Annotated in this window: 24 protein-coding genes; 8 read left to right on the top strand and 16 right to left on the bottom strand. The window is 69.4% G+C overall.

The genetic code is table 11. From position 1 onward, the window contains the following. Window positions 1-6: 6 nt before the first annotated feature. From rnhB to rpsB, 15 genes are all read right to left on the bottom strand, one after another. Complete coding sequence (rnhB, locus tag QWY80_RS07575; RefSeq protein WP_290230144.1) at window positions 7-627, bottom strand: ribonuclease HII; 621 nt, start codon at window positions 625-627, stop codon at window positions 7-9. Continuing rightward, window positions 624-1,814, bottom strand: a complete 1,191-nt coding sequence (gene lpxB / locus QWY80_RS07570; protein WP_290230143.1) for a lipid-A-disaccharide synthase — start codon at window positions 1,812-1,814, stop codon at window positions 624-626. The genes rnhB and lpxB overlap by 4 nt, the downstream gene beginning before the upstream one ends. A gap of 7 nt (window positions 1,815-1,821) precedes the next feature. Continuing rightward, the gene (gene lpxA / locus QWY80_RS07565) at window positions 1,822-2,589 is read right to left on the bottom strand and encodes an acyl-ACP--UDP-N-acetylglucosamine O-acyltransferase (protein WP_290230141.1); all 768 of its coding nucleotides are present in this window, start codon (window positions 2,587-2,589) and stop codon (window positions 1,822-1,824) included. Beyond that, window positions 2,586-3,029, bottom strand: coding sequence for a 3-hydroxyacyl-ACP dehydratase FabZ (fabZ, locus tag QWY80_RS07560; RefSeq protein WP_290230140.1), 444 nt, complete (start codon window positions 3,027-3,029; stop codon window positions 2,586-2,588). The genes lpxA and fabZ overlap by 4 nt, the downstream gene beginning before the upstream one ends. Window positions 3,030-3,133: 104 nt before the next feature. Continuing rightward, window positions 3,134-4,171 (bottom strand): UDP-3-O-(3-hydroxymyristoyl)glucosamine N-acyltransferase, encoded by a 1,038-nt coding sequence (lpxD, locus tag QWY80_RS07555; protein WP_290230139.1) that lies wholly within the window; start codon window positions 4,169-4,171, stop codon window positions 3,134-3,136. 25 nt (window positions 4,172-4,196) lie between these two features. Continuing rightward, entirely contained in the window at window positions 4,197-4,700 is a 504-nt protein-coding gene (locus tag QWY80_RS07550) for an OmpH/Skp family outer membrane protein (protein WP_290230137.1), read from the bottom strand. A 61-nt stretch (window positions 4,701-4,761) separates the two neighbouring features. Next, entirely contained in the window at window positions 4,762-7,107 is a 2,346-nt protein-coding gene (gene bamA, locus QWY80_RS07545; RefSeq protein ID WP_290230136.1) for an outer membrane protein assembly factor BamA, read from the bottom strand. A 182-nt stretch (window positions 7,108-7,289) separates the two neighbouring features. Next, complete coding sequence (gene rseP, locus QWY80_RS07540; protein ID WP_290230277.1) at window positions 7,290-8,648, bottom strand: sigma E protease regulator RseP; 1,359 nt, start codon at window positions 8,646-8,648, stop codon at window positions 7,290-7,292. 40 nt (window positions 8,649-8,688) lie between these two features. Further along, window positions 8,689-9,894: a 1-deoxy-D-xylulose-5-phosphate reductoisomerase gene (gene ispC / locus QWY80_RS07535; protein WP_290230134.1), complete on the bottom strand. Its 1,206-nt coding sequence runs from the start codon at window positions 9,892-9,894 to the stop codon at window positions 8,689-8,691. A gap of 1 nt (window position 9,895) precedes the next feature. Continuing rightward, complete coding sequence (locus tag QWY80_RS07530) at window positions 9,896-10,696, bottom strand: phosphatidate cytidylyltransferase (protein ID WP_290230133.1); 801 nt, start codon at window positions 10,694-10,696, stop codon at window positions 9,896-9,898. Further along, complete coding sequence (uppS, locus tag QWY80_RS07525; protein ID WP_290230132.1) at window positions 10,689-11,474, bottom strand: polyprenyl diphosphate synthase; 786 nt, start codon at window positions 11,472-11,474, stop codon at window positions 10,689-10,691. The genes QWY80_RS07530 and uppS overlap by 8 nt, the downstream gene beginning before the upstream one ends. Window positions 11,475-11,535: 61 nt before the next feature. Beyond that, entirely contained in the window at window positions 11,536-12,093 is a 558-nt protein-coding gene (gene frr, locus QWY80_RS07520; RefSeq protein WP_290230131.1) for a ribosome recycling factor, read from the bottom strand. 4 nt (window positions 12,094-12,097) lie between these two features. Continuing rightward, window positions 12,098-12,859 carry a UMP kinase gene (gene pyrH / locus QWY80_RS07515; RefSeq protein ID WP_290230130.1) on the bottom strand — a complete coding sequence of 254 codons (762 nt, stop codon included), beginning with the start codon at window positions 12,857-12,859 and terminating at the stop codon, window positions 12,098-12,100. Window positions 12,860-12,972: 113 nt separating this feature from the next. Continuing rightward, window positions 12,973-13,842, bottom strand: coding sequence for a translation elongation factor Ts (gene tsf / locus QWY80_RS07510; RefSeq protein WP_290230129.1), 870 nt, complete (start codon window positions 13,840-13,842; stop codon window positions 12,973-12,975). Window positions 13,843-14,009: 167 nt separating this feature from the next. Then, on the bottom strand, window positions 14,010-14,756 hold the full coding sequence (gene rpsB, locus QWY80_RS07505) for a 30S ribosomal protein S2 (RefSeq protein ID WP_290230128.1): 747 nt from the start codon (window positions 14,754-14,756) through the stop codon (window positions 14,010-14,012). A 304-nt stretch (window positions 14,757-15,060) separates the two neighbouring features. Between rpsB and map the strand changes: the two genes are divergently transcribed. From map to QWY80_RS07470, 7 genes are all read left to right on the top strand, one after another. Further along, window positions 15,061-15,852, top strand: coding sequence for a type I methionyl aminopeptidase (map, locus tag QWY80_RS07500; protein WP_290230127.1), 792 nt, complete (start codon window positions 15,061-15,063; stop codon window positions 15,850-15,852). 4 nt (window positions 15,853-15,856) lie between these two features. Then, window positions 15,857-18,538, top strand: coding sequence for a [protein-PII] uridylyltransferase (locus QWY80_RS07495; protein WP_290230126.1), 2,682 nt, complete (start codon window positions 15,857-15,859; stop codon window positions 18,536-18,538). 105 nt (window positions 18,539-18,643) lie between these two features. Next, window positions 18,644-19,843, top strand: a complete 1,200-nt coding sequence (dapC, locus tag QWY80_RS07490; RefSeq protein ID WP_290230125.1) for a succinyldiaminopimelate transaminase — start codon at window positions 18,644-18,646, stop codon at window positions 19,841-19,843. Further along, window positions 19,843-20,187, top strand: a complete 345-nt coding sequence (locus QWY80_RS07485) for an arsenate reductase (protein WP_290230124.1) — start codon at window positions 19,843-19,845, stop codon at window positions 20,185-20,187. Before dapC ends, QWY80_RS07485 begins: the two co-directional genes overlap by 1 nt. Window positions 20,188-20,246: 59 nt before the next feature. Then, a complete protein-coding gene (gene dapD, locus QWY80_RS07480; RefSeq protein ID WP_290230123.1) occupies window positions 20,247-21,272 on the top strand; it encodes a 2,3,4,5-tetrahydropyridine-2,6-dicarboxylate N-succinyltransferase in 1,026 nt (341 codons plus the stop codon). After that, window positions 21,259-22,431, top strand: coding sequence for a succinyl-diaminopimelate desuccinylase (dapE, locus tag QWY80_RS07475; protein WP_290230122.1), 1,173 nt, complete (start codon window positions 21,259-21,261; stop codon window positions 22,429-22,431). Before dapD ends, dapE begins: the two co-directional genes overlap by 14 nt. Before the next feature lie 7 nt (window positions 22,432-22,438). Beyond that, a complete protein-coding gene (locus tag QWY80_RS07470; RefSeq protein WP_290230121.1) occupies window positions 22,439-22,840 on the top strand; it encodes a hypothetical protein in 402 nt (133 codons plus the stop codon). Between the two features lie 103 nt (window positions 22,841-22,943). Here the strand turns inward: QWY80_RS07470 and QWY80_RS07465 are convergent, their stop codons facing one another. Continuing rightward, window positions 22,944-23,408: a cold-shock protein gene (locus tag QWY80_RS07465; RefSeq protein WP_290230120.1), complete on the bottom strand. Its 465-nt coding sequence runs from the start codon at window positions 23,406-23,408 to the stop codon at window positions 22,944-22,946. 94 nt (window positions 23,409-23,502) lie between these two features. Here QWY80_RS07465 and QWY80_RS07460 point away from each other — a divergent pair, with 94 nt between their 5' ends. Further along, window positions 23,503-23,748, top strand: a complete 246-nt coding sequence (locus QWY80_RS07460; RefSeq protein ID WP_290230119.1) for a SlyX family protein — start codon at window positions 23,503-23,505, stop codon at window positions 23,746-23,748. The last annotated feature ends 18 nt before the right edge of the window (window positions 23,749-23,766 follow it).

Genomic DNA, 23,766 nt, shown 5'->3' with positions numbered 1-23,766 from the left:
GAAACTTCAGAACAGCGCCAGTTGGCGCCTTACCGGGCCGAAGGTGCGGCGATGCTCCGGCAGCGGCCCCAGGCGCTCCAGGGTGGCCAGGTGCTCGCGGGTCGGGTAGCCCTTGTGGCGGGCGAAGCCGTAGTCGGGATGCCGGGCGTCGAGGGCCCGCATCTGGGCGTCCCGGGCCACCTTGGCGAGTATCGAGGCCGCGGCGATGGCCGGATGGCGGGCATCGCCCTTGACCACCGCCTGCCCGGGCACATGATGCCCGGGCAGGCGGTTGCCGTCCACCAGCAGGTACTCCGCCGCCGGCGCCAGGGCATCGATGGCCCGGCGCATGGCCAGGTGGGTGGCGTGGTAGATATTGAGGTCGTCGATCTCGGCCGCCGTGGCCTCGGCCACGGCCAGGGCCAGGGCCCTGCCGCGGATCTCGCCGTCCAGGGCCTCGCGGCGCTTCGCGGTCAGCGCCTTGGAATCGCCGAGCCCCGCGATCGGCCGGGCCGGGTCGAGGATCACCGCCGCCGCCACCACGCTGCCCACCAGGGGCCCGCGCCCCACCTCGTCGACCCCGGCCAGGCGCTCGCCCCGATAGCCGATCACCAGCGGCGGCAACCCACTTGCCCCTTTCCCCTTCATGGCGCCACCTCCGCGGCCCGCTCCGGGGAGACGCTTTCCGGCAGCGGTTCGCCCGCCACCAGCGCCTCGATGGCCTCCGCGGCGCGGCGACTGGCATCGCGCTGCAGTCCGGCATGCATCCCGGCGAAGCGCGCCTCCAGGGCCGCCCGCCCCTCGTCATCATCGAGCAGCGCGGCGAGCTGCCCGGCGATCGCCGCGGGGCTGGCGGCGTCCTGGATCAGCTCCGGCACCAGGGTCTCCCGGGCGATCAGGTTGGGCAGCGCGATCCATTCGGTCTTGACCAGCCGCTTGGCGAGCCAGTGCGTCGCCGGCGCCATGCGGTAGGCCACCAGCATGGGCCGATGGCAGAGCATCGCCTCCAGCGCCGCGGTGCCCGAGGCGAGCAGCACGCAATCGCTGGCCACCATGGCCTCCCGCGACCGGCCATCGACCAGGGTGACCCGGTCGCGCAACGCCGCGTGCCCGGCGAGCAGCGCCTCGAGCTCGGCTCGCCGGGCCGGGGTCGCCGCCGGCATGACGATCGAGAGCCCGGGACGCGCCGCACAGAGCCGCCCGGCGGCGGCGAGGAAGGTCTCGCCCAGGAAGCGAATCTCGTTGGCCCGTGACCCCGGCAGGAGCGCCAGCACCTGGCCCTCGGCGGGCAGGCCCAACGCGGCGCGCGCCGCCGCCCGGTCGTTCTCCAGCGGCAGCTCGTCGGCCAGGGGATGACCGACGAAGGCCACGGGAACATGGTGGCGCCGATAGAAGGCCGCCTCGAAGGGCAGGAAGGTGAGCATGGCGTCCACGGCGCGGGCGATGCCCTTGACGCGGCCCTGCCGCCAGGCCCACACGGAGGGGCTGACGTAGTGGGCGGTGGTCAGGCCCGCCTCGCGCAGCTGCCGCTCCAGGCCCAGGTTGAAGTCCGGGGCGTCGATGCCGATCAGGATATCGGGCTGCCAGGCCAGCGCATCGCGCTTCAGCTCGCGGCGCACGCCGACCAATCGGGGGAGGTGCTTGAGCACCTCGACCAGGCCCATCACCGAGAGGGTCTCCAGGGGAAAGCGGCCGTCGATGCCCTCCTCGAGCATGCGCGGACCACCGATGCCCCGGAACTCGATCCCGGGGTGGCGCGCCTTGAGGGTGCGCATCAGGCCGGCGCCGAGGATATCGCCGGAGAGCTCGCCGGCCACCAGATAGACGCGACGCATACCGGCCTCAGCGCACGATGCCGCGGGTGGAGATCTCGATGGAGGCGGCGAAGGCCTCGGTCTCGGGGAGCCGATAGCGCGCACGGATCTCGGCCAGCGCCTGCTCCACGGTGAGGCCCTGCCGGTAGACCAGCTTGTAGGCCTCGCTCAGCGAGCGGATCGCCTCCTTGGAGAAGCCGCGGCGCTTGAGGCCCACCAGGTTGAGGCCATGGACCTGGGCCGGGCTGCCGTTGATCATCACGTAGGCCGGGGTGTCCTTGGTGATGATGGAGCCGCCGCCGGCCATGGCGTGGGTGCCGAAGTGGCAGAACTGGTGCACCGCCGAGAGGCCGCCGAGGATGGCGAAGTCGCCCAGCCTGACGTGGCCGGCCAGGGTCACCTGGTTGGCCAGGATGCAGTCGTCGCCGATCACGCAGTCGTGCCCCACATGCACATAGGCCATGAAGAGGTTGCGCGAGCCGATGGTGGTCTCGCCGCGGTCCTGGACGGTGCCACGGTGCAGGGTCGCCCCCTCGCGGATGACGTTGTCGTCGCCCATCACCAGGCGGGTCGGCTCGCCGGCATACTTCTTGTCCTGGCAGGCCTCGCCCACCGAGGCGAACTGGAAGATGCGGGTCCGCGCGCCGAGCACCGTGGGCCCCTGGACCACCACATGGGGCCCGAGGCGCGAGCCGGGGCCGATCTCGACGTCGGGGCCGATCACCGTGAAGGGCCCCACCTCGACGTCCTCGGCCAGTCGCGCGGCGGGATCGATGAGGGCAGTGGGATGAATCAAGCGACCTTCCTCTCGGCACAGATGATGTCGGCCTCGCAGGCCAGCTCGCCGGCCACCGTGGCCCGGCAGGCGAATTTCCAGATGCCGCGCTTCTCGCGCACCACGTCGGCACGCAACTCCAGTCGGTCGCCGGGCATCACGGGACGCTTGAAGCGGACGTTGTCGCTGCCCACCAAGTAGTAGACGTAGCCGTCGGCGGGCAACTTGTTGACGGTCTTGAAGCCGAGGATGCCGCAGGCCTGGGCCAGGGCCTCGATCACCAGCACTCCGGGCATGATCGGATGATGCGGGAAGTGACCATTGAAGAAGGGCTCGTTGATGCTGACATTCTTGTAGGCAACGATGGACTCGCCGAGGGCCAGCTCGGTGACCCGATCCACCAGCAGGAAGGGATACCTGTGGGGCAGATACTCTCGAATCTCGTTGATGTCCATTACCATCGTCACAACCTCTGAAATGTCAGGATGCCCGCCATCGGGCAGGCGCGAGCCGACGGCGACGTCCGTCGGGCAGGCGGTGGATTATAGCGCCCCCGGCGGCCCCCTCAACCGTCACGCTGCTTCTCGAGGCGCGACAACCGCTTGGCGATCTCGTCGAGCTGCTTGAAGCGTACCGCATTCTTGCGCCACTGGGCATTGCTCATGGCGCCGGTGCCGGATGAGTAGACTCCCGGCGCGTGGATCGAGTTGGTGACCAGGCTCATGCCGGTGACCTGGACGCCGTCGCAGATCGTCAGGTGGCCGGCCAGCCCCACCCCCCCGCCGAGCATGCAGTGGCGCCCCACCCGGGTGGAGCCGGCGATGCCCACGCAGCCGGCCAGGGCGCTGTGCTCGCCGACCTGGACGTTGTGGGCGATCTGCACCTGGCTGTCGATCTTGACGTCGTCGCCGATCACGGTATCGCCCAGGGCGCCGCGGTCGATGCTCGAGCAGCTGCCCACTTCGACGTCGTCGCCCAGCACCACGCCGCCCAGTTGGGCGATCTTGTGCCAGCGCGCCCCGTCATGGGCAAAACCGAAGCCATCCCCGCCGATCACGCTGCCACTGTGCAGGATGACCCGGCGGCCGATCGCCACGCCGTGGTAGACGGTGACGTTGGCATGCAGCCGCGAGCCGGCACCGATGAGGGTGTCGGCACCCACCACCGAGCCGGGGCCGACCACCACGTCGTCCCCCAGCTCCACGCCGGCCTCGATCACCGCCTGGGGGCCGATCTCGACCCGCGCGCCCAGGGTGGCGGTCGGATCGACCACGGCGCTGGGATGAACGCCCGACGGCTCGCGGCCGACGAGGGGGTCGAAGAGGCGCGACAGGGCCGCATAGCCCAGATAGGGATTGTCGAGCTCGAGGCGGGCCACCGGGCAAGCCTCGGCGTGCTGCGAGTGGAGCAGCACCGCCGCGGCGCGGGTCGCCGGCAGGTCCTTGAGGTAGGTGCGGTTGGCCAGGAAGGCGATCTCGTCGGGGCCGGCATCCCGCAGGGTGGCCAGGCCGCCGACGCGTCGGTCGGCGTCGCCCACCAGCCGGGCCCCGAGCCGGTCGGCCAGGTCACCCAGGGTCAGCGTCGGAATGGCGTGTCGGGTCATGGCAGTGTGTCCGGGGCCGGGTCGATCAGAGCAGGGTGTTGAGAATCTCGGTCACTTCCTCGGTCACGTCCTGCAGCTCCCCCTCGGCGTGCAGCACCCCCTGGGGGTCCACCAGCACCTGGATGCTGTGGCGGGCGACGACCTGGTCGACCGCCTGTTCCAGGCGCGGCTCGGCACGCTCCAGGAACTGCTGCTCGGACTGCTGCTGGGCCTGCATGATCTCACCGCGCAGCCGCTCGAACTCGGCGCCCTTCTGCTGGAACTCCTGGATCGCCGCCTGGCGCTCGCTCTCCGACATGCCCTCGCCCTCCTGCTGCAGGCGCTGCTGCATCTGCTGCAGCTCCTGGCCCAGCGACTGGGCCTGCTGTTGCTGGCTGCCGATGCGGTTCTCCAGCTCGCTCATGGAGCTCTGGGCGGCATCGGTCTCCATCAGCGCACGGCGCCAATCGAGCGTGGCCACGTCGTCGGCCAGGGCCGGCAGGGCCAGGGTGGTCAGCAGCAGGGCGAGGACGGCGGTCAGTCTGGGCATGGCGTGGTTCCTCTTGGGGCCGCCGCGGGGGCGGCCACAGGGTGATGGTGGTCGGGGCCGGTCAGAAGGTCTGGCCGAGGGAGAACTGGAAGAACTGGGTGTCGTCGCCGCTCTCGGCGTTGATCGGCTCGGCGACGCTGAAGGTCAGCGGCCCCACCGGGGTCAGCCAGGAGAGGCCGACACCCACGCTGTAGCGCAGGTCGCCGAAGTCGACGCCGGAGCTGCAGCTGGAGCTGGCGTCATCGGGCACGTCGTAGCAGTCGGTGAGGAAGGTGTTGCCGGCATCCAGGAACAGTGAGGTCTGCACCGAGCGCTGGTCTTCGACGAAGGGGGTCGGGAAGAGCAGCTCGGCGCTGCCCTGCACCAGGACGTTGCCGCCCAGGGTACGGTCACGGCCGCCCTCCTCCGGTGGCGTGGTGCGCTGGCCCAGGGTGTTGGAGGTGAAGCCGCGCACCGAGCCCAGGCCGCCGGCGTAGAAGTTCTCGTAGAACGGATAGGGGTCGTTGCTGCCGAGGGTGTCGGCATAGCCGACCTCGCCGCTGAACTTCAGCGCCCAGTCCTGGTTGTCGTTCAGCGGGAAGAGCTGGCGCGCCTGGGCACGCAGTTTGGCATACTCGGCATCGCTGCCCGGCACCGCGGTCTCCAGCGACAGGCGCTGGTAGTTGCCGGCGGTGGGCATGATCCCGCGGTTGAGGTTGTTGCGGGTCCAGCTGGCGGTGAGCTTGAGGCTCTGGGCATCGGCCCCCTGGTCCTCCACGTACTGGGTGATCTCCTCGGCGGTGTCGTTGTAGGTCTTGATCGACAGGTCCTCCACCGAGGTGCCGAAGTTGAGGCGGGTGATCTCGTTGATCGGGTAGCCGAAATTGATCCCCGCTCCGTAGGCGTCGGTGGAGTAGGTGGAGATGTCCGAATCCTCGTAGTCGGACTCGCGGTAGTAGAGGTTGTAGCCCCGGGAGATGCCGTCCAGGGTCCAGTAGGGATCGGTGAAGCCGAAGTTGAGGCTGGTGAAGGTGTCGCTGCGCTGGGCGCCGACGTTCACCCGGTTGCCGGTGCCCAGGAAGTTGTTCTGGGACAGCCCCACCCCGTAGATGACCCCGGCGCTCTGGGAGAAACCCACGCTGGCCGAGATGGACCCCGAGGGCTGCTCCTCGACGCTGTAGGTGACGTCGAGCTTGTCCGGCTCGCCGGCCACCGGCTGGGTCTCCACCTCCACCTGGCGGAAGAAACCGAGGCGCTCGAGGCGCTGCTGGGACTGGCGGATCGCCTCGGTGGAGGCCGGGGCCCCCTCCATCTGGATCATCTCGCGGCGCAGCACCTCGTCCATGGTGGTGGTGTTGCCGACGAACTCGATGCGCCGCACATAGGCGCGTCGGCCGGGATCGACGCGGAACACCAGGTCGACGGTCTCGCCGTCGGCACCCGTCTCGGGGATGCCGTCGACGCTGGCGAAGGCGAAGCCGTCGGCGCCGAGCCGGGAACGCAGCGCCTCGGAGGAGGCGGTCACGTCGCTGCGCGAGAAGGTCTCGCCGGGCTCCACCTCCAGCAGCTCGCGGGCCTCGCGCTCGCTGATCGGCAGGTCGCCGGCGAAGCGTACATCGCCGAGGCGGTACTCGGTGCCCTCGTCGACGTTCACGGTGATGAAGATCTCGGACTTGTCGGGGCTGATCGAGACCTGGGTGGACTCGACGTTGAAGTTGACGTAGCCGCGGTCCAGGTAGAAGGAGCGCAGCCGCTCCAGGTCGCCGGCCAGCGCCTCGCGGGAGTACTGGTCATTGGAGAACCAGCCGAAGAACATGCCGGGGCGGTCGTCGAGTTCGAAGATCTCGCGCAGGGTCTCGTCGTCGAAGGCGCGGTTGCCGACGATGTTGATCTGACGGATCCTGGCCACCGCGCCCTCGTCGATCTCGATATCGACCTGGACGCGCCCCTCGTCGATCTCGCGCACGCTGGTCTCGATACCCGCGCTGTAGCGGCCCTGGGCCTGGTAGACCCCCTCGAGTTCGCGCTCGATCTCCTCCAGGGTCGAGAGTTGCAGCACCTGGCCCTCGGCCAGGCCGGCCTCGCTGAGCCCCTCGCGCAGCTGCTCGTCCTCGAGCTGGCGGTTGCCGGTGATGTTGAGGCGGCTGATGGTGGGACGCTCCACCACCTGGATGATCAGGACGTCGCCCTCGCGGGCCAGGCGAATGTCCTCGAACAGGCCGGTGGCGAAGAGTTCGCGGGTGGCCTCGGCGAGCTCGCGGTCATCGACCCGATCGCTGGCGCTGACAGGAAAGGCGTTGAACACGGAGGCGGCGGAAACCCGCTGGAGGCCCTCCACCCGAATGTCGGCAACGTCGAAAGGTTCCGCCTGGGCCGTAGCGGCCCCGGCAAGCAGCAGCGCCGCCAGTCCGATGGTCTTGATTTTCATGCAGTCGATTCGCTCGCGTTGATCTGCCAAACCTGTCCAGACAGGCACCTTATACACTTGTGCGGGTAACTGACAAGGCGAGGCCTCAGAGTTATCGCCGATAGCTTGAACCGCTCGCAGCCGATCCGGAGACCAGCGCTCCTCGCTTTGTGCAACTGCGATGGCACGGGCGATGCCCTGCCCTACCAGAGCCGCATCAGGTCGAAGTAGATCGCCATCAGCATCAGGCTGCCCACCAGCGCCAGGCCGATGCGCAACCCGATCGCCTGGGCACGCTCCGAGACCGGCCGGCCGCGCACCACCTCCATGGCATAGTAGAGCAGATGGCCGCCATCGAGCACCGGGATGGGCAGCAGGTTGAGCACCCCCAGGCTGATCGACAGGTAGGCCAGGAAGCTGACGAAGCTCTCCAGCCCCGCCCGGGCCGAGTCGCCGGAGATCTGGGCGATGGTGATGGGCCCCGAGAGGTTCGACGGCGAGATCAGCCCCACCAGCATCTTGCGGATGGCGTCGACGGTCAGCACGATCATCTCGCCGGTCCGCGACAGCGCCTGGCCGACGGCCTCCACCGGGCCGTAGCGGATCTCCCGACGGTACTCCTCGGGCCACTCGACCCGGGTCACGCCGGCGCCGATGTAGCCGATGGCCACCCCCGTCTCCAGTTCGTTGCGTCCCGGGGTGATGGCCAGCGTGCGTCGCTCGCCGTCGCGCTCCAGCTCGAGGGACAGCGTCTCGCCGGGGCTGCCGCGCACGATGTCGACGAAGTGCCGCCAGTCGTCCACCGGCTCGCCGTCAACGGCGAGGATCTCGTCGCCGGCCTCGAGACCCGCCGCCGCGGCGGCCTCGCCATCCACCACCTGGCCGAGCACCGCGGGAATGGGGGGCTGCCAGGGGGTGACGCCGAGGCTCGGCAGCGGCTGGGGGGGGTCCTGGCGTACCAGCCAGCTCTCCACCGGCAGCCGGTGCTCGCGGGGCTCGGCGGTGGCATCGTCGCGGGCCGCGACGCGCAGCGCCTCGTCCTCGCCGATGGCCGCCACCAGCTTGAGATTGATCTCGTCCCAGGAGCGCACCGCCTCGCCCTGCACCGCGGTGATCTCCTGGCCGGCGCGCAGGCCGCCTCGTTCGGCCGGGGAGCCGGGGGCCACCTCACCGATCACCGGCGCCACCGTGGTGGTACCGGCCACGAACAGCGCCCAGTAGGCGACGATGGCCAGCAGGAAGTTGGCCAGGGGCCCGGCGGCGACGATGGCGATGCGGGCCCACACCGACTTGCGGTTGAAGGCGCGATCGAGCTCCTCGGCCGGCACCGGTGCCTCGCGCTCGTCGAGCATCTTGACGTAGCCGCCCAGCGGGATGGCGGCCACGGCGAACTCCGTGCCGTGGCGGTCGACCCGCGACCAGATCGGCTTGCCGAAGCCCACCGAGAAGCGCAGCACCTTCACGCCGCAGCGCCGTGCCACCCAGAAGTGGCCGAACTCGTGGAAGGTGATCAAAAGGCCCAGCACCACGATCACGGCCAGGATGTTCTGGATCAGGCCCACGTCGGTCTCCTCCTGGAATCTCGGGTCGAAGGCGATGCCATCAGCGGCCTGCCAGCCAGGCGTGCGCGGCGCAACGGGCCTGGGCATCGGCCTCGAGGATGGTCTCGAGGTCGTCGGCCGGGCGCACCGGCTCGGCGTCGCACACCCGGGCCACCAGCTCGGCGATGGCGTTGAAGCCGAGGCGTCCCTCGAGGAAGGCCGCCACCGCCGCTTCGTTGGCGGCGTTGAGCACCGCTGGCGCCGTACCGCCCGCCGCCATGGCCTCGCGGGCCAGGCGCAGACAGGGAAAGGCGATCTCGTCCGGCGCCTCGAAGTCGAGCCGCGCCACGGCGAAGAGATCCAGCGCCGCGACCCCGGCATCGATGCGTTCCGGCCACGCCAGGCCATAGGCGATGGGGGTGCGCATGTCGGGGTTGCCGAGCTGGGCGATCACCGAACCGTCGCTGTAGGCGGCCATGGAATGGATCACGCTCTGGGGGTGCACCACCACCTGCACCTGGTCGGGACGGGCATCGAACAGCCAGCACGCCTCGATCAGCTCGAGGCCCTTGTTCATCAGGGTGGCGCTGTCCACCGAGATCTTGCGCCCCATGCTCCAGTTGGGATGGGCGCAGGCCTGCTCGGGGGACACCCCGGCCAGTGCCGCTCGGGACCAGCCGCGGAAGGGGCCGCCCGAGGCGGTCAGCAGCAACTGGCGTACCCCGTGACGCGCCAGGCCGCCGCGGTGCTCCACGGGTAGACACTGGTAGATGGCGTTATGTTCGGAGTCGATGGGCAGCAGGGTGGCACCAAAGCGCGCCACCGCTTCCATGAACAGGGCCCCGGACATCACCAGGGCCTCCTTGTTGGCCAGCAGCACCCGCTTGCCGGCGCGAACCGCGGCGAGCGTGGGCAGCAGGCCCGCGGCCCCCACGATGGCCGACATCACCACCTCGGCGTCGGAGGCCTCGGCGACCTCCACCAGGGCCCGGGGACCGCTGGTCACCTCGGTGACCAGTCCCGCCTCGGCCAGGCGCTCGCGCAGCCAGGCGGCGTCGGCCTCGCGCTCCAGCACCGCCACCTCGGGGCGGTGCCGGCGACACTGCGCCAGCAGGGCCTCGCGGGAGCGGTGGGCGGTGAGGGCGTGGACGCGGTAGCGGTCGGGGTGGCGGGCGATCACGTCCAGGGTACTGGTGCCGATGGAGCCGGTGGCGCCCAGCACGGTGACCCCCCGGCGGTGCGCGCTGCCTGCGAAGCTGTCCGCCATGCTAGAGCACCCCCAGCGACAGCAGGGCGAACAGCGGCAGCGCCGCGGTGAGGCTGTCGATGCGATCCAGCACGCCGCCATGCCCCGGCAGCAGCTGGCTGGAGTCCTTGATACCGCGATGGCGCTTGAGCATGCTCTCCAGCAGGTCGCCCAGCACCGACACCAGAGTCACCGCCAGGGTGGCCAGCACCAGCACCAGGCCGGCGCCGATGCCCAACCCCTGCCAGGCGGCGAACACCACCGCCAGGACGGCGGTGGCGGCCAGGCCGCCGAGTACCCCTTCCCAGCTCTTGCCGGGACTGACCTCGGGGGCCAGCTTGCGCTTACCGAAGGCGCGGCCGGCGAAGTAGGCGCCGATGTCGGCACACCACACCAGCAGCAGCACGAAGAGCAGCCAGACGGCACCGGTGTCGCGCAGCAGGTTGAGGCCCACCCAGGCGGGCAGCAGCACCCAGAGGCCCATGGCCAGCCGCCGGGCGGGGGCACGCCACTGCTCGAGCCGCTCGGGGTAATGCACCACCCAGTAGAGGTTGAGGGCCCAGCCCGCCGCGCCGAGCCACAGCGGCCAGGCGGCCAGCGCCGCCCCTCCCAGCCACAGTGCCAGCAGCAATGCCCCCAGGGCCGCCACCAGGGCCAGCCGCTCGGCCTGGCCGCGGACACCCGCCAGGTTGGTCCACTCCCAGCCGGCGAGCAGCACGATGGCCGCGGTGAACAGTGCGAAGGGGGCGCCCTGCAGGCCGAACAGCCCGGCCAGCATCAGGGGCGCCAGCCAGGCCGCGGTGATGATCCGCTGTCTAAGCACCTTGCTCCTCGATCTGTTCGTCGGTCATGCCGAAGCGCCGCTTGCGGCGCCGGAAGTCGGCCAGGGCCTCGTCGAAGGCCGCGGCGTCGAAGTCGGGCCACAGTCGCGGCGTGAAGTGGAACTCGGCATAGGCCAGTTCCCAGAGCACGAAGTTGGAGATGCGCTGCTCACCGCTGGTGCGGATGCACAGGTCCACCGGGGGCACGCCGGCCAGGCTCAGCTCCCCCGCCAGGGCCGCCTCGTCGATGGCCGCAAGATCGAGCTCCCCGGCCTCGACCCGCTCGGCCAAGCGGCGGGCGGCGCGGGCGATGTCCCACTGGCCGCCGTAGTTGGCGGCGATCACCAGGTGCATACGGGCGTTGTCGCGGGTCTTCTCCTCGGCACGGGCGATGTACTTCTGGATCGACTCGGAGAAGGCCGTCCGGTCGCCGATCACCGACAGGCGGATGCCATTGTCGTGGAGCTTCTTCACCTCGCGCTTCAGGGCCAGCAGGAAGAGTTCCATCAGGGCGCTCACCTCGGCCTTGGGCCGCTTCCAGTTCTCGCTGGAGAAGGCGAACAGGGTCAGGGTATCGACGCCCCGCTCGGCGGCGCGCCGGATGGTGGCGCGGACCGCCTCCACCCCGGCGTGATGGCCGCGCACGCCGGAGAGCCCTCGGGCCCGCGCCCAGCGGTTGTTGCCATCCATGATGATCGCCACGTGGCGTGGCAGGGCGCCCTCCGGTGCGGCGGTAGTGCCGTCCGTGGGGCGAGAGTCGGGGGAGTGCGGTGACGTCATGGGGTCTCGCATCGGGGGTGTGCCGCCACCGCCCGGCCGGGTCGCGGCCGGGCGGCCATCCTCAGACCTGCATCAGGTCGTGTTCCTTGGATTCCAGCGTCTTGTCGATCTCGGCGATGAACTTGTCGGTGAGCTTCTGGATCGCGTCCTCGGCCTGGTGCTGCTCGTCCTCGGTGATCTCCTTCTCCTTGAGCAGGGCCTTGATGTCGGCGTTGGCATCGCGGCGCACGTTGCGCACCGCCACGCGGGCATTCTCGGCCTCCTGGCGCGCCTGCTTGATATAGCCCTTGCGAGTCTCCTCGGTGAGCATCGGCATGGGCACGCGGATCACGCTGCCGGCGCTGGCCGGGTTGAGGCCCAGGTCGGAGGTCATGATGGCCTTCTCCACCTTGGGCACCATGCTCTGCTCCCAGGGCACCACCGAGAGGGTGCGGGCGTCCTCCACGTTGATCGAGGCCACCTGGTTGAGCGGCATCTGGCTGCCATAGTACTCCACGGTCACCGAGTCCAGGATACTGGAGTGGGCGCGCCCGGTGCGGATCTTGTTCAGATTGCCGTGAAGCGCCTCGACGCTCTTCTTCATGCGGCTTTCTGCGTCCTTCTTGATGTCATTGATCACGATGTCAACCTCTGTCTATCAGCGTGCCTTCCTCGCCGCCCACCACCAGGTTGAGCAGGGCTCCGGGCTTGTTCATGTTGAAGACGCGAACCGGCATGTCATGGTCCCGCACCAGGCAGATGGCGGTCAAATCCATCACGCCGAGCTTCTGGTCGAGGGCGTCGTCGTAGCTGAGCTGGTCGTACTTGATCGCCTCGGGGTGCTTGACCGGGTCCCTGTCGTAGACACCGTCCACCTTGGTGGCCTTGACCACCACGTCGGCATCGATCTCGATGCCGCGCAGGCAGGCCGCCGAGTCGGTGGTGAAGAAGGGGTTGCCGGTGCCGGCCGAGAACAGCACCACGTCGCCCGACGTCAGGTAGCGGATGGCGGTGCGCCGGTCGTAGTGTTCCACCACGCCGCTCATGGGGATCGCCGACATCACCCGCGAGCGGATGTTGGAGCGCTCCAGGGCATCGCGCATGGCCAGGGCGTTCATCACCGTGGCCAGCATGCCCATGTGGTCGCCGGTGACCCGATCCATGCCCGCCTCGTGCAGGGCCGCCCCGCGGAACAGGTTGCCGCCGCCGACGACGATGCCGACCTGGACGCCGATCCCCACCAGCTGGCCGATCTCCAGCGCCATGCGGTCCAGCACCTTGGGATCGATGCCGAACTCGGCGTCGCCGGTCAGCGCCTCGCCGGAGAGCTTGAGCAGGATTCGCTTGTACTTCGTCTTCTCGGAGCGGACCTTGGACGGGGCCTCGACGTGATCGGGTGCGGGCATGGCATCTCTCCTGGGCATCAGCGAATCTTGGCTGGGGGCCGGATGCACCGGCCGGATACGCGATGGCGTGCGCTCGCGCGCACGCCATCATCCTACAACGGAAACATCTGACCTCAGCTGCGCTTGGCCTGTTCCATCACTTCCTTGGCGAAGTCGACCTCTTCCTTCTCGATGCCCTCGCCCACCTCGAAGCGGGTGAAGCCGACCACCTCGCCGCCGGCCGCCTTGACGAACTCGGCGACGCTCTGGTTGGGGTCCTTGACGAAGGGCTGCTCGGTCAGGCTGTTCTCGGACAGGTACTTCTTCAGGCGGCCCTGGACCATCTTCTCGGCGATGTTCTCGGGCTTGCCGGCCATGTCCGGCTGCGCCAGGATGATCGCCTTCTCCTGGTCCAGCTGCTCCTGGGGCATGTCCTCGGGGCGCGCCACGGCCGGGTTGATGGCCGCCACGTGCATGGCGACGTCACGCGCCGCCTCGGCGCTGCCGCCCTTGAGCACGGTGAGCACGCCGATGCGGCCGCCGTGGACGTACTCGCCCACCAGGCCGCCGTCGCCGGCCTCGACCACCACGCTGCGGCGCACGCCGATGTTCTCGCCGATCTTCTGCACCAGTTGCTCGCGGTCGCTCTCCAGCTCGCCTTCCATGACGGCGGCCACGTCCTCGCTCTTGGCGGCGAAGAAGGCGTCGGCCACCTTGTCGGCGAAGGCCCTGAAGTTGTCGTCGCGGGCGACGAAGTCGGTCTCGGAGTTGATCTCGACCATCACGCCGTAGCTGCCGTCCTCGGCCACGCGGGTCACGACGGCACCCTCGGCGGCGGTACGACCGGCCTTCTTGGCGGCCTTGAGGCCGGAGCTCTTGCGCAGGTTCTCGATGGCGGCGTCGATGTCGCCGCCGGCCTCGGTGAGGGCCTTCTTGCACTCCATCATGCCGAGCCCGGTACGCTCGCGCAGTTCCTTGACCTGGGAGGCGCTGATAGCTGCCATGGGATTCACCTCTGACTGTCTCGGGAAGTGGGGTCCGGACCCATCGCAGGGGACGAATCCGGCGAATTCGGAGAAGAAAGGGGGCCGCGGCCCCCTTCTCGTCCAACCGGTGCCGATGGCAGCGACATGACGGGTCGCCGCGACGTCACCGACCAGACGGGCCGCGATCACTCGGCGGCGCTGTCGCTTTCCTGGGCGACCTCGTCGGTCACCTCGACGAACTCGTCGGGACGACCTTCCTTCGCACGGCCGCAGGCGTCGGCGATGGCCTTGACGTAGATCTGGATGGCGCGGATGGAGTCATCGTTGCCGGGGATCACGTAGTCGACGCCGTCCGGATCGGAGTTGGTGTCCACCACGCCGATGACCGGGATGCCCAGCTTGTTCGCCTCGTTGATGGCGATGCGCTCGTGGTCCACGTCGACCACGAAGAGGGCGTCGGGCAGGCCGCCCATGTCCTTGATACCACCCACGGACCGCTCGAGCTTGGCCTGCTCGCGGGTCGCCATCAGCACTTCCTTCTTGGTCAGCTTCTCGAAGGTGCCGTCCTGATGCATCGCCTCGAGTTCACCAAGGCGCTTGATGGAAACGCGGATGGTCTTGTAGTTGGTCAGCATGCCGCCGAGCCAACGATGGTTGACGAAGGGCTGACCGACGCGGTTGGCCTCTTCCTTGACGATCTTGCTGGCGCTGCGCTTGGTGCCGACGAACAGGATCTTGTTGTTCGCGGCCGCCATCTTCTCGACCACCTCGATGGCCTCGTTGAGGGCCGGCAGGGTATGCTCGAGGTTGATGATGTGGATCTTGTTGCGCGCGCCGAAGATGAACTTGCTCATCTTCGGGTTCCAGTACTTGGTCTGGTGACCGAAGTGAGCGCCTGCCTTCAGCAGGTCACGCATGTTGACGTGTGCCATGGATGACTCCTGGAAAATCGGGTTAGGCCTCCATGCACCCCATGGATCCGACCGCGGACGCGCCGCAGCACCCGGGACCATGTGCCGGTGCATGTGTGTTTTCAAGGCGTTGCATTGATTGACGCCATCATGATCGCCGGCCGATGGCCCGGCCGGACGACGGGGCGTCGAGGGGCTCGGTGCCGGCTGGCTCGGCGATTGCAGGAAGGCGCGCAGCTTTATACCATGGAACGACGCCGAGATGAAGTCGTCTGCGCTCCTTCCCCGCCGCGTCGGGCGACCCCACCCCCGATTCCGAGATTCCATGAACGTACCCATCAAGACGCCCGACGAGATCGAGAAGATGCGCGAGGCGGGCCGTCAGGCCGCCAGCGTGCTGGAGATGATCACCCCCCACGTCCAGGCCGGCATCAGCACCGGCGAGATCGACCGTCTCTGCCACGACTACATCGTCCACGAGCTGGGCTCCACCCCCGCCCCGCTCGACTACCACGGCTTCCCCAAGTCGGTGTGCACCTCCATTAATCACGTGGTGTGCCACGGCATCCCCGACGACGCCAAGAAGCTGAAGAAGGGCGATATCATGAACCTGGACGTCACCGTCAAGACCGCCGACGGCTACCACGGCGACTCCAGCGTGATGTTCGTGATCGGCGAGACCATCCAGGGCGAGCGGCTGTGCCGGGTCACCCAGGAGTGTCTCTACGAGAGCATCGCCCTGGTGCGGCCGGGTGTGCGCCTCTCCGAGCTGGCCCGTGCCATCCAGAAGCACGCCGAGGCCAACGGCTATTCGGTGGTGCGCGACTTCTGCGGCCACGGCATCGGTGCCAGCTTCCACGAGGAGCCCCAGGTGCTGCACTACGACGGCTATGCTCCGGAGGCGGATATCGAGCTCGCCGCCGGCATGTGCCTGACCATCGAGCCGATGATCAACGTCGGCGGCTACCGCACCAAGGTGCTGCGCGACGGCTGGACCGCGGTGACCAAGGACCGTAGCCTGTCCGCCCAGTGGGAACATACCCTGCTGGTCACCGAGAGCGGCGTCGAGGTGCTGACCGCCCGGAGCGACGAAGACTTCTCCTTCCTCGAGCGCTGAGCCCATGCTGCTCCACCACTACCGCTTCGTGCCCGACGAGACCCTGTTCGACGTCGCCGCCTTCCGCGAGGAGCTCACCGGCAGCCGCTCGCCCATCGCGCCCTTCAAGGCGGCCCTGGCCGAGATCCAGGCGCGACTCGACGCCCGCTTCCACGCCGGCGCCGACATCCGCGACCTGATCCACGGCCGCGCCTGGTGCCTCGACCGGCTGCTGGCGGTGGCCTGGGAGCAGCACGCCTGGCCCGACGACGGCATCGCCCTGCTCGCCGTGGGCGGCTACGGCCGCGGCGAGCTGCACCCCCACTCGGACATCGACCTGCTGCTGCTGCTCGAGGACGATGACGACACGCCCTACCGGGAAGCGCTCACGGCCTTCATCACCTTGCTGTGGGACATCGGACTGGAGATCGGCCACAGCGTGCGCTCGCTGGCCGATTGCGAGCGCGAGGCCGAGGCCGATGTCACGGTGATCACCAACCTGCTGGAGAGCCGCACCCTGGCCGGCCCCGAGCGCCTGCGCGAGGCCATGCAAACGCACCTGTCCACCGACCGCCTCTGGCCCGCCGACCGCTTCTTCGAGGCCAAGTGGCAGGAACAGATCAGCCGCCACTACCGCCACAACAACTCCGAGTATCACCTGGAGCCCAACATCAAGAGCGCCCCCGGCGGGCTGCGCGACATCCAGATGATCGGCTGGGTGGCCAAGCGCCACTTCGGCAGCGAGCGCTACGAGGACCTGGTGGCCATCGGCTTCATGAACGACGCCGAGCTGCGCATTCTCAGCCAGGGCCAGGCCTTCCTGTGGCAGGTACGCTACGCCCTGCACATGCTCACCGGCCGCGCCGAGGACCGCCTGCTGTTCGACCACCAGCGCACCATCGCCGAGCGGTTCGGCTTCCGCGACACCCCGGAGCGGCTCGCCGTGGAGCAGTTCATGAAGTGCTACTACCGCCACGTCACGGCGCTGGCCGGCCTCAACGACATGCTGCTGCAGCACTTCGACGAGGCGATCCTCCACGCCGGCGAGGCGCTGCCGATCGTGCCGCTCAACGACCGCTTCGAGATCAAGGACGGCTTCATCCAGGCGCGCTCGCGCAGCGTCTTCCGCGAGCGCCCCTCGGCGCTGCTGGAGCTCTTCCTGCTGATGGCCGAGCACCCCGAGATCGAGGGCGTGCGCGCCGACACCATCCGCCTGATCCGCGACCACCGTCACCTGATGGACGACCTCTACCGCGACGACGTGCGCCACCAGAGCCTGTTCATGGAGCTGCTGCGCTCCGGGGGCAACGTGGCCCGCCAGCTGCGGCGCATGAACCGCTACGGGGTGCTCGGCAAGTACCTGCCGGAGTTCGGCCGCGCCGTGGGCCTGATGCAGCACGATCTCTTCCACATCTACACCGTCGACGCCCACACCCTGCGCCTGCTGAAGTTCATCCACGGCTTCCGCAAGCCCGAGGCCCGCGAGGCCTTCCCGGTGGCGGCGGCGCTGATCCACCAGGTGCCCAAGCTCGAACTGCTGTGGATCGCCGGCCTCTACCACGACATCGGCAAGGGGCGCGGCGGCGACCACTCGCTGATCGGCGCCCGGGACGTGGAGGCCTTCGCCGAGCGCCACGGCCTGTCGGGTCGCGATACTCGCCTGGTGAGCTGGCTGGTGGAGCAGCACCTGACCATGTCGATGGTCGCCCAGAAGCGCGACATCACCGACCCCGACGTGATCGCCGACTTCGCCCGCCTGGTGGGCGACGAGACCCGCCTCGACTACCTCTACCTGCTCACCGTGGCCGATATCAACGCCACCAACCCCACGCTGTGGAACGGCTGGCGCGCCTCGCTGCTGCGCCAACTGTACGCCGAGACCAAGCGCGCCCTGCGCCGCGGCCTGGAGAACCCCCTGGAGCGCGATGACTGGGTGCGCGAGACCCGCGACGAGGCCCAGTCGCTGCTGGCCGCGGTGGGCACCGACATGGAGCGCGTCGAGCGGCTCTGGGAGTCGCTGGGCGAGGAGTACTTCCTGCAGTACGCCCCCAGCGAGATCGTCTGGCAGACTCAGGGCATCCTGGCCCACGGCGACTCGGAACTGCCACTGGTGCTGGCCAGCGCGCCCACCGACGACATGGTCGAGGGCGGCACCAAGCTGTTCATCCACACCCGCTCGGTGAACGACCTCTTCGCCGCCACCGCCGCCGCCCTGGATCAACTGAACCTCTCGATCCACGACGCGCGCATCGCCACCTCCAGCAACGACCGGACGCTCAACACCTTCATCGTGCTCGACGACGAGGGGCGCGCGATCCGCGAGCCCTCGCGCCTCGAGGCGATCCGCGCCCACCTGGTGGAGGAGCTCGACGACCCGGACGACTACCCCCAGATCGTCACCCGCCATACCCCGCGCCAGCTGCGCCACTTCCGGGTGCCCACCGAGGTGATCCTCGAGCAGGACCCGGCCAACGAGCGCACCCTGCTGGAACTGATCGCCCCCGACCGCCCCGGCCTGCTGGCCCGGGTGGGACGCATCTTCATGGAGCAGGACATCGCCCTGTCGGCGGCCAAGATCGCCACCCTGGGCGAGCGGGTGGAGGACGTCTTCTTCATCACCACCAAGGCCGGCGAGCCGCTCACCGACCCCGAGCGCCAGGTGCGCCTGCGCGAGCGCCTGGTGGAGGTGCTGGACGTTTCGGGCTAGCTGGCCGCGTTTGAGGCCGCCTCCGGCCTTCCCTATAATCGACGCCCTGCCGACCACCATAACGACGCCCCGGGCCCTGGCCGCCGAGGGCGCGCCTGGACACCCATGAATCCCGACCTCGACGCCCTCAAGCCCTACCCCTTCGAGAAGCTCGCCGCGCTCAAGGCCGGCGTGACGCCCCCCGCCGGGCTCTCGCACATCCCGTTGACCATCGGCGAGCCACAGCATGCGCCCTACCCCGCGGCGCTGGCGACCCTCACCGAGCACCAGGCCGCCTTCGCCCGCTACCCGGCCACCGCCGGGCTCCCCGAGCTGCGCCGGGCGATCGGCACTTGGGCGACGCGGCGCTTCGCGCTTGAAGCGCTCGACGCCGACGCCCAGGTGCTGCCAGTGAACGGCACCCGGGAGGCGATCTTCGCCTTCGTCCAGGCGGCGCTGGACCGCACCCGCCCGGCGAAGGTGGCGGTGCCCAACCCCTTCTACCAGATCTACGAGGGGGCGACCCTGCTGGCCGGCGGCGAGCCGCTCTACCTGGACTGCACGGCCGAGAGCGACTTCCGTCCCGATCTCGACGCCGTGCCTGCCGAAACCTGGCGCGAGGTGCAGATCGTCTTCCTCTGCTCGCCGGGCAACCCCACCGGGGCGGTGACGCCGCTCGCCGACTTCGAGAAGCTCATCGCGCTGGCCGACGAATTCGACTTCATCATCGCCTCGGACGAGTGCTACTCGGAGCTCTACCTGGACGAGGCCGCCCCGCCGCCTGGGCTGCTGGAGGCCTGCGCGACGCTCGGCCGCCACGATTACCGGCGCTGCCTGGTGTTCCACTCCCTCTCCAAGCGCTCCAACCTGCCGGGGCTGCGCTCCGGCTTCGTGGCCGGCGACGCCGGGCTGATCGCCCCCTTCAGGCGCTACCGTACCTACCACGGCTGCGCCATGGCGCTGCCGCTGCAGCACGCCTCGATCAGCGCCTGGGACGACGAGGCCCATGTCCGCGCCAACCGCGATGCCTATCGCGAGAAGTTCGCCGCGGTCACCCGAATCCTCGCCCCGGTGCTGGACTTCCCCACGCCGGAGGCGAGCTTCTACCTGTGGCCGGCGGTGCCCGGCGGCGACGACGAGGCCTTCGCCAGAGAGCTGTTCGCCGGGGCCCACGTCAGCGTGCTGCCGGGGTCCTATATGGGCCGTCCCGGACGCGACGGCGTGAATCCCGGCAGCGGCCGGGTACGCCTGGCCCTGGTGGCCGAATCCGACGCCACCCTGGAGGCGGCCCGCCGCATCCGCGACTTCATCGAGAGGAGGCAGTGATGGTCACCCTGTATGGCCTCAGGAACTGCGACACCTGCCGCAAGGCACGCAAGGCAATGGACGGCTCCGGCATCCCCTACCAGAATCACGACCTGCGCGAGGACGGCCTCTCGGCGCCGCTGCTGGAGCACCTCCTCGAGAAGGTACCGGTGCTCACGCTGCTCAACAGGCGCAGCACCACCTGGCGCAACCTGGCCGACGAGGACAAGCGGGAGATGGACGCCAACAAGGCTCGCGAGCTGATGCTCGCCCACCCCACCCTGATCAAGCGCCCGCTGCTCGACACCGGCGACGAGATCCGCGTCGGCTATCGTGACGGCGACTATGACGACATCCAGGGCTGACGCCGCGGCGCGGCCCTTTCCCCTTGGCGAGACAAACCATTTCCAGAAGGACATATGACATGCTGAGCTTTGCACTCGGAACCGGCACCCAGAACACCCAGGGCGACTGGCTGGAGATCTACTACCCGGCACCGCTGCTGAATCCCGACGACGGCCTGATCGCGGCGGTCAAGCGGGTGCTGGACGTGCCGGATGGCAACGCCGCGGTGAGCTTCCTGCCCGAGCAGTGCAGCGAGCTGGCCGGCGCGCTGAAGGCCGCCGGTCACGCCGACCAGGCCGAACTGGCCGAGGCCTTCGCCGCCGCCCGGCGCCCGCTGGTGGCCATGTTCCTGGTCAAGGACCTGCCCCCGCAGAGCGCCCCGGAGGTCTACCTCAAGCTGCACCTGCTCTCCCACCGCCTGGTGAAGCCCCACGACCTGGACCTCACCGGCATGTTCGGCCTGCTGCGCAACGTGGCCTGGAGCAGCGAGGGTGCCATCGACATCGAGGAGCTGCCGACACGGCGCCTCAAGGCGCGCCTGGAGGGCCGCTCCCTGTCCGTGGACTGCATCGACAAGTTCCCCAAGATGACCGACTACGTGGTGCCCGGCGGCGTGCGCATCGCCGACACCGCCCGGGTGCGCCTGGGCGCCTACCTGGGCGAGGGCACCACCGTGATGCACGAGGGCTTCGTCAACTTCAACGCCGGCACCGAGGGCCCCGGCATGATCGAGGGCCGCATCTCCGCCGGCGTGATGGTGGGCAAGGGCTCCGACCTGGGCGGCGGCTGCTCCACCATGGGCACCCTCTCGGGCGGCGGCAACATCGTCATCAAGGTGGGCGAGGGCTGCCTGATCGGCGCCAACGCCGGCATCGGCATCCCGCTGGGCGACCGCTGCACCGTGGAGGCCGGCCTCTACATCACCGCCGGGGCCAAGGTCACCCTGCTCGACGACCAGGGCCAGGAGGTCAGGACCGTGGCGGCCCGCGAGCTGGCCGGCCAGGACGACCTGCTGCTGCGCCGCAACTCCCAGAACGGCCGCATCGAGTGCCTCACCAACAAGAGCGCCATCGCGCTCAACGAGGCGCTGCATGCCAACGACTGAGCCACGGGACCTCTCGCCGACCCTGCAGCTGGCCTGCGAGTTGATCCGGCGTCCCTCGGTGACCCCGGACGACCTGGGCTGCCAGACCCTGATGATCGAGCGCCTCGAGGCGCTCGGCTTCCGGGTCGAGCGCCTGCCGTTCGGCGACGTGGAGAACTTCTGGGCGACCCGCGGCCACCACGGCCCGCTGCTGGCCTTCGCCGGCCACACCGACGTGGTGCCCAGCGGCCCCCACACCCGCTGGGACTTCCCGCCCTTCGAGCCGCGCCTCGACGACGACGGCATGCTCAGGGGCCGGGGCGCCGCCGACATGAAGGGCAGCCTGGCGGCCATGGTCACCGCCGTGGAGCGCTTCGTCGCCGCCCATCCGGACTACCACGGCAAGATCGCCTTCCTGATCACCTCCGACGAGGAGGGTCCGGCGGTGGACGGCACCCGCGCGGTGGTCGAGCACCTGCGCGAGGCCCACGAGCGGCTCGACTACTGCATCGTCGGCGAGCCTTCCTCCACCGCGCGACTCGGCGACGTGATCAAGAACGGCCGGCGCGGCTCGCTGGGCGGGGTGCTGCACATCAGGGGGGTCCAGGGCCATGTGGCCTATCCCCACCTGGCGCGCAACCCCATCCACCTGGCGATGCCGGCCCTGGACGCCCTGGTCCGCGAGCACTGGGACGACGGCAACGCCTTCTTCCCCGCCACCAGCTTCCAGGTCTCCAACATCCGCTCGGGCACCGGCGCCACCAACGTCATCCCCGGCGAGGTGGAGGTGGTGTTCAACTTCCGCTTCTCCACCGAGGTGACCCACGACCAGCTCAAGGCGCGCACCGCGGCGATCCTCGACGCCCACGGCCTGGAGTACCAGCTGGACTGGACGCTCAACGGCGAGCCCTTCCTCACCGCCGAGGGCGAGCTGGTGGAGGCCGCCATTGGCGGGGTGGAAGCGGTGACCGGCCAGCGGCCGGAGCTGTCGACCAGTGGCGGGACCTCCGACGGGCGTTTCATCGCCACCCTGGGCAGCCAGGTGGTGGAGCTGGGGCCGCTCAACGCCACCATCCACCAGGTCAACGAGTGCGTCCGGGCCGCCGACCTGGACACCCTGAGCCGGATCTACGAGGCGATCCTCGAACGGCTCTTCGTCGACGGCAGTGCCCGCCCCTGAGGTCCCCATGGCAGACGACAGCGACACCCGCTATCCCGATATCGAGGTCTACCTGGCCAGGGTCGAGGCGCAGCGCCTGGATGCCTGGCTCGCCGAGGCGATCGACGCCGAGCCCCTGGCCCCGGCCGGCAAGGGCAAGCGACGCACCCGTGGCCGCCTCGAAGGCCGGGAGATCCCGGTGCTGCTGGTGGAGCGCGCCGCCGACGGCTACGCCAGCCTGTGGTTCGACAGCGACGCCACGCCCTGGGCGAGCGACCGCGCCTGCGCCCGGGCCGCCGCCGCGCACCTGGGCTGCGAGGTGCGTTGCTCGCTGGGCGGCTGGCAGCCCGGCGACGACCCCGACCGCTTCCTGCGGGTGCTGCCCGACGGCAGCGAGGCCGAGATCGACTGGCCCGATTCCGGGCATTGACCCCGGGACCGGTAGCCCAGACGCACGGCGCCCCGCACGATGGCGGGGCGCCGTGTTTGAGCGTGGGCAGACAACGGGCCGAGCGAAGCTCGGGCCCCTCTGCTCAGGTGATGACCGTTACGTCGTCGGCCTGCAGCCCCCGCTCGTTCTCGATGACGTGGTAGCGTACCTTCTGCCCCTCGGCCAGGGTGCGATGACCGCGACCGCGGATGGCGCGGAAGTGGACGAAGACGTCCTCGCCACCGTCGCGGGTGATGAAGCCGTACCCCTTGTTGACGTTGAACCACTTCACCTCGCCGATCTCGCGATCGTCGTTCTCGACCTCGGCCAGGTTGACCAGTTGCGGGGTGAGGACGTTGACCGCCAGGGTCGCCACCACCAGCAGCAGGAAGACCGCCAGGGCGGCGGCGAAGTAGACCACGGCGACGCCGCCGACTTCGAGGCTGGCGAACAGGGCCTCGGCGAGCTCGCCGCCGGCCAGGTGCACGAACAGGGCGATCAGCAGGGGGGCCGGCGCGGCGAGCAGCAGGCTGACCAGGCTACAGCGAAACATGACCTTGCGATTCATGGACTCCAGTGACTCTCTTGTGTGTGATGAACGAAATTGACAACCTCGGGAAGGTGCCACGATGAACGGTGACACTCAGCGACCGGATTCTAGCATGAGCGCGCAGCAGGCGTCCGATGCCCTGGCCGAGCGCCTGGAAGCGCTGGAGAGCCGCCTCGCCCACCAGGAACATTGGCTGGACACCCTGGACCGGGCGGTGGCCACCCAGGAACGGCGACTGGCCCAGCTGGAGCGGCTCAACGAGCTGATGCAGCAGAAGCTGCGCGAACAGCACCGCGCGCTGCGGGAAATGGACGCGGACACCCCCCGCCCCGAGGACGAGGTGCCGCCGCACTATTAGCGCCGAGCGCCGCATGAT

This window comes from Halomonas ramblicola (assembly GCF_030409215.1).
In the GTDB taxonomy this organism is placed as follows: Bacteria; Pseudomonadota; Gammaproteobacteria; order Pseudomonadales; family Halomonadaceae; genus Halomonas; species Halomonas ramblicola.
Note: the sequence above shows the minus strand (reverse complement) of the source record. Positions and strands in the feature narration are given on the sequence as shown.

Bases quoted from the DNA above. Each gene is read 5' to 3' on its own strand.
- rnhB (WP_290230144.1), bottom strand. From the start codon at position 627: ATGAAGGGGAAAGGGGCAAGTGGGTTGCCGCCGCTGGTGATCGGCTAT.
- lpxB (WP_290230143.1), bottom strand. From the start codon at position 1,814: ATGCGTCGCGTCTATCTGGTGGCCGGCGAGCTCTCCGGCGATATCCTC.
- fabZ (WP_290230140.1), bottom strand. From the start codon at position 3,029: ATGGTAATGGACATCAACGAGATTCGAGAGTATCTGCCCCACAGGTAT.
- lpxD (WP_290230139.1), bottom strand. From the start codon at position 4,171: ATGACCCGACACGCCATTCCGACGCTGACCCTGGGTGACCTGGCCGAC.
- QWY80_RS07550 (WP_290230137.1), bottom strand. From the start codon at position 4,700: ATGCCCAGACTGACCGCCGTCCTCGCCCTGCTGCTGACCACCCTGGCC.
- bamA (WP_290230136.1), bottom strand. From the start codon at position 7,107: ATGAAAATCAAGACCATCGGACTGGCGGCGCTGCTGCTTGCCGGGGCC.
- ispC (WP_290230134.1), bottom strand. From the start codon at position 9,894: ATGGCGGACAGCTTCGCAGGCAGCGCGCACCGCCGGGGGGTCACCGTG.
- uppS (WP_290230132.1), bottom strand. From the start codon at position 11,474: ATGACGTCACCGCACTCCCCCGACTCTCGCCCCACGGACGGCACTACC.
- pyrH (WP_290230130.1), bottom strand. From the start codon at position 12,859: ATGCCCGCACCCGATCACGTCGAGGCCCCGTCCAAGGTCCGCTCCGAG.
- tsf (WP_290230129.1), bottom strand. From the start codon at position 13,842: ATGGCAGCTATCAGCGCCTCCCAGGTCAAGGAACTGCGCGAGCGTACC.
- rpsB (WP_290230128.1), bottom strand. From the start codon at position 14,756: ATGGCACACGTCAACATGCGTGACCTGCTGAAGGCAGGCGCTCACTTC.
- map (WP_290230127.1), top strand. From the start codon at position 15,061: ATGAACGTACCCATCAAGACGCCCGACGAGATCGAGAAGATGCGCGAG.
- QWY80_RS07495 (WP_290230126.1), top strand. From the start codon at position 15,857: ATGCTGCTCCACCACTACCGCTTCGTGCCCGACGAGACCCTGTTCGAC.
- dapC (WP_290230125.1), top strand. From the start codon at position 18,644: ATGAATCCCGACCTCGACGCCCTCAAGCCCTACCCCTTCGAGAAGCTC.
- QWY80_RS07485 (WP_290230124.1), top strand. From the start codon at position 19,843: ATGGTCACCCTGTATGGCCTCAGGAACTGCGACACCTGCCGCAAGGCA.
- dapD (WP_290230123.1), top strand. From the start codon at position 20,247: ATGCTGAGCTTTGCACTCGGAACCGGCACCCAGAACACCCAGGGCGAC.
- dapE (WP_290230122.1), top strand. From the start codon at position 21,259: ATGCCAACGACTGAGCCACGGGACCTCTCGCCGACCCTGCAGCTGGCC.
- QWY80_RS07470 (WP_290230121.1), top strand. From the start codon at position 22,439: ATGGCAGACGACAGCGACACCCGCTATCCCGATATCGAGGTCTACCTG.
- QWY80_RS07465 (WP_290230120.1), bottom strand. From the start codon at position 23,408: ATGAATCGCAAGGTCATGTTTCGCTGTAGCCTGGTCAGCCTGCTGCTC.
- QWY80_RS07460 (WP_290230119.1), top strand. From the start codon at position 23,503: ATGAGCGCGCAGCAGGCGTCCGATGCCCTGGCCGAGCGCCTGGAAGCG.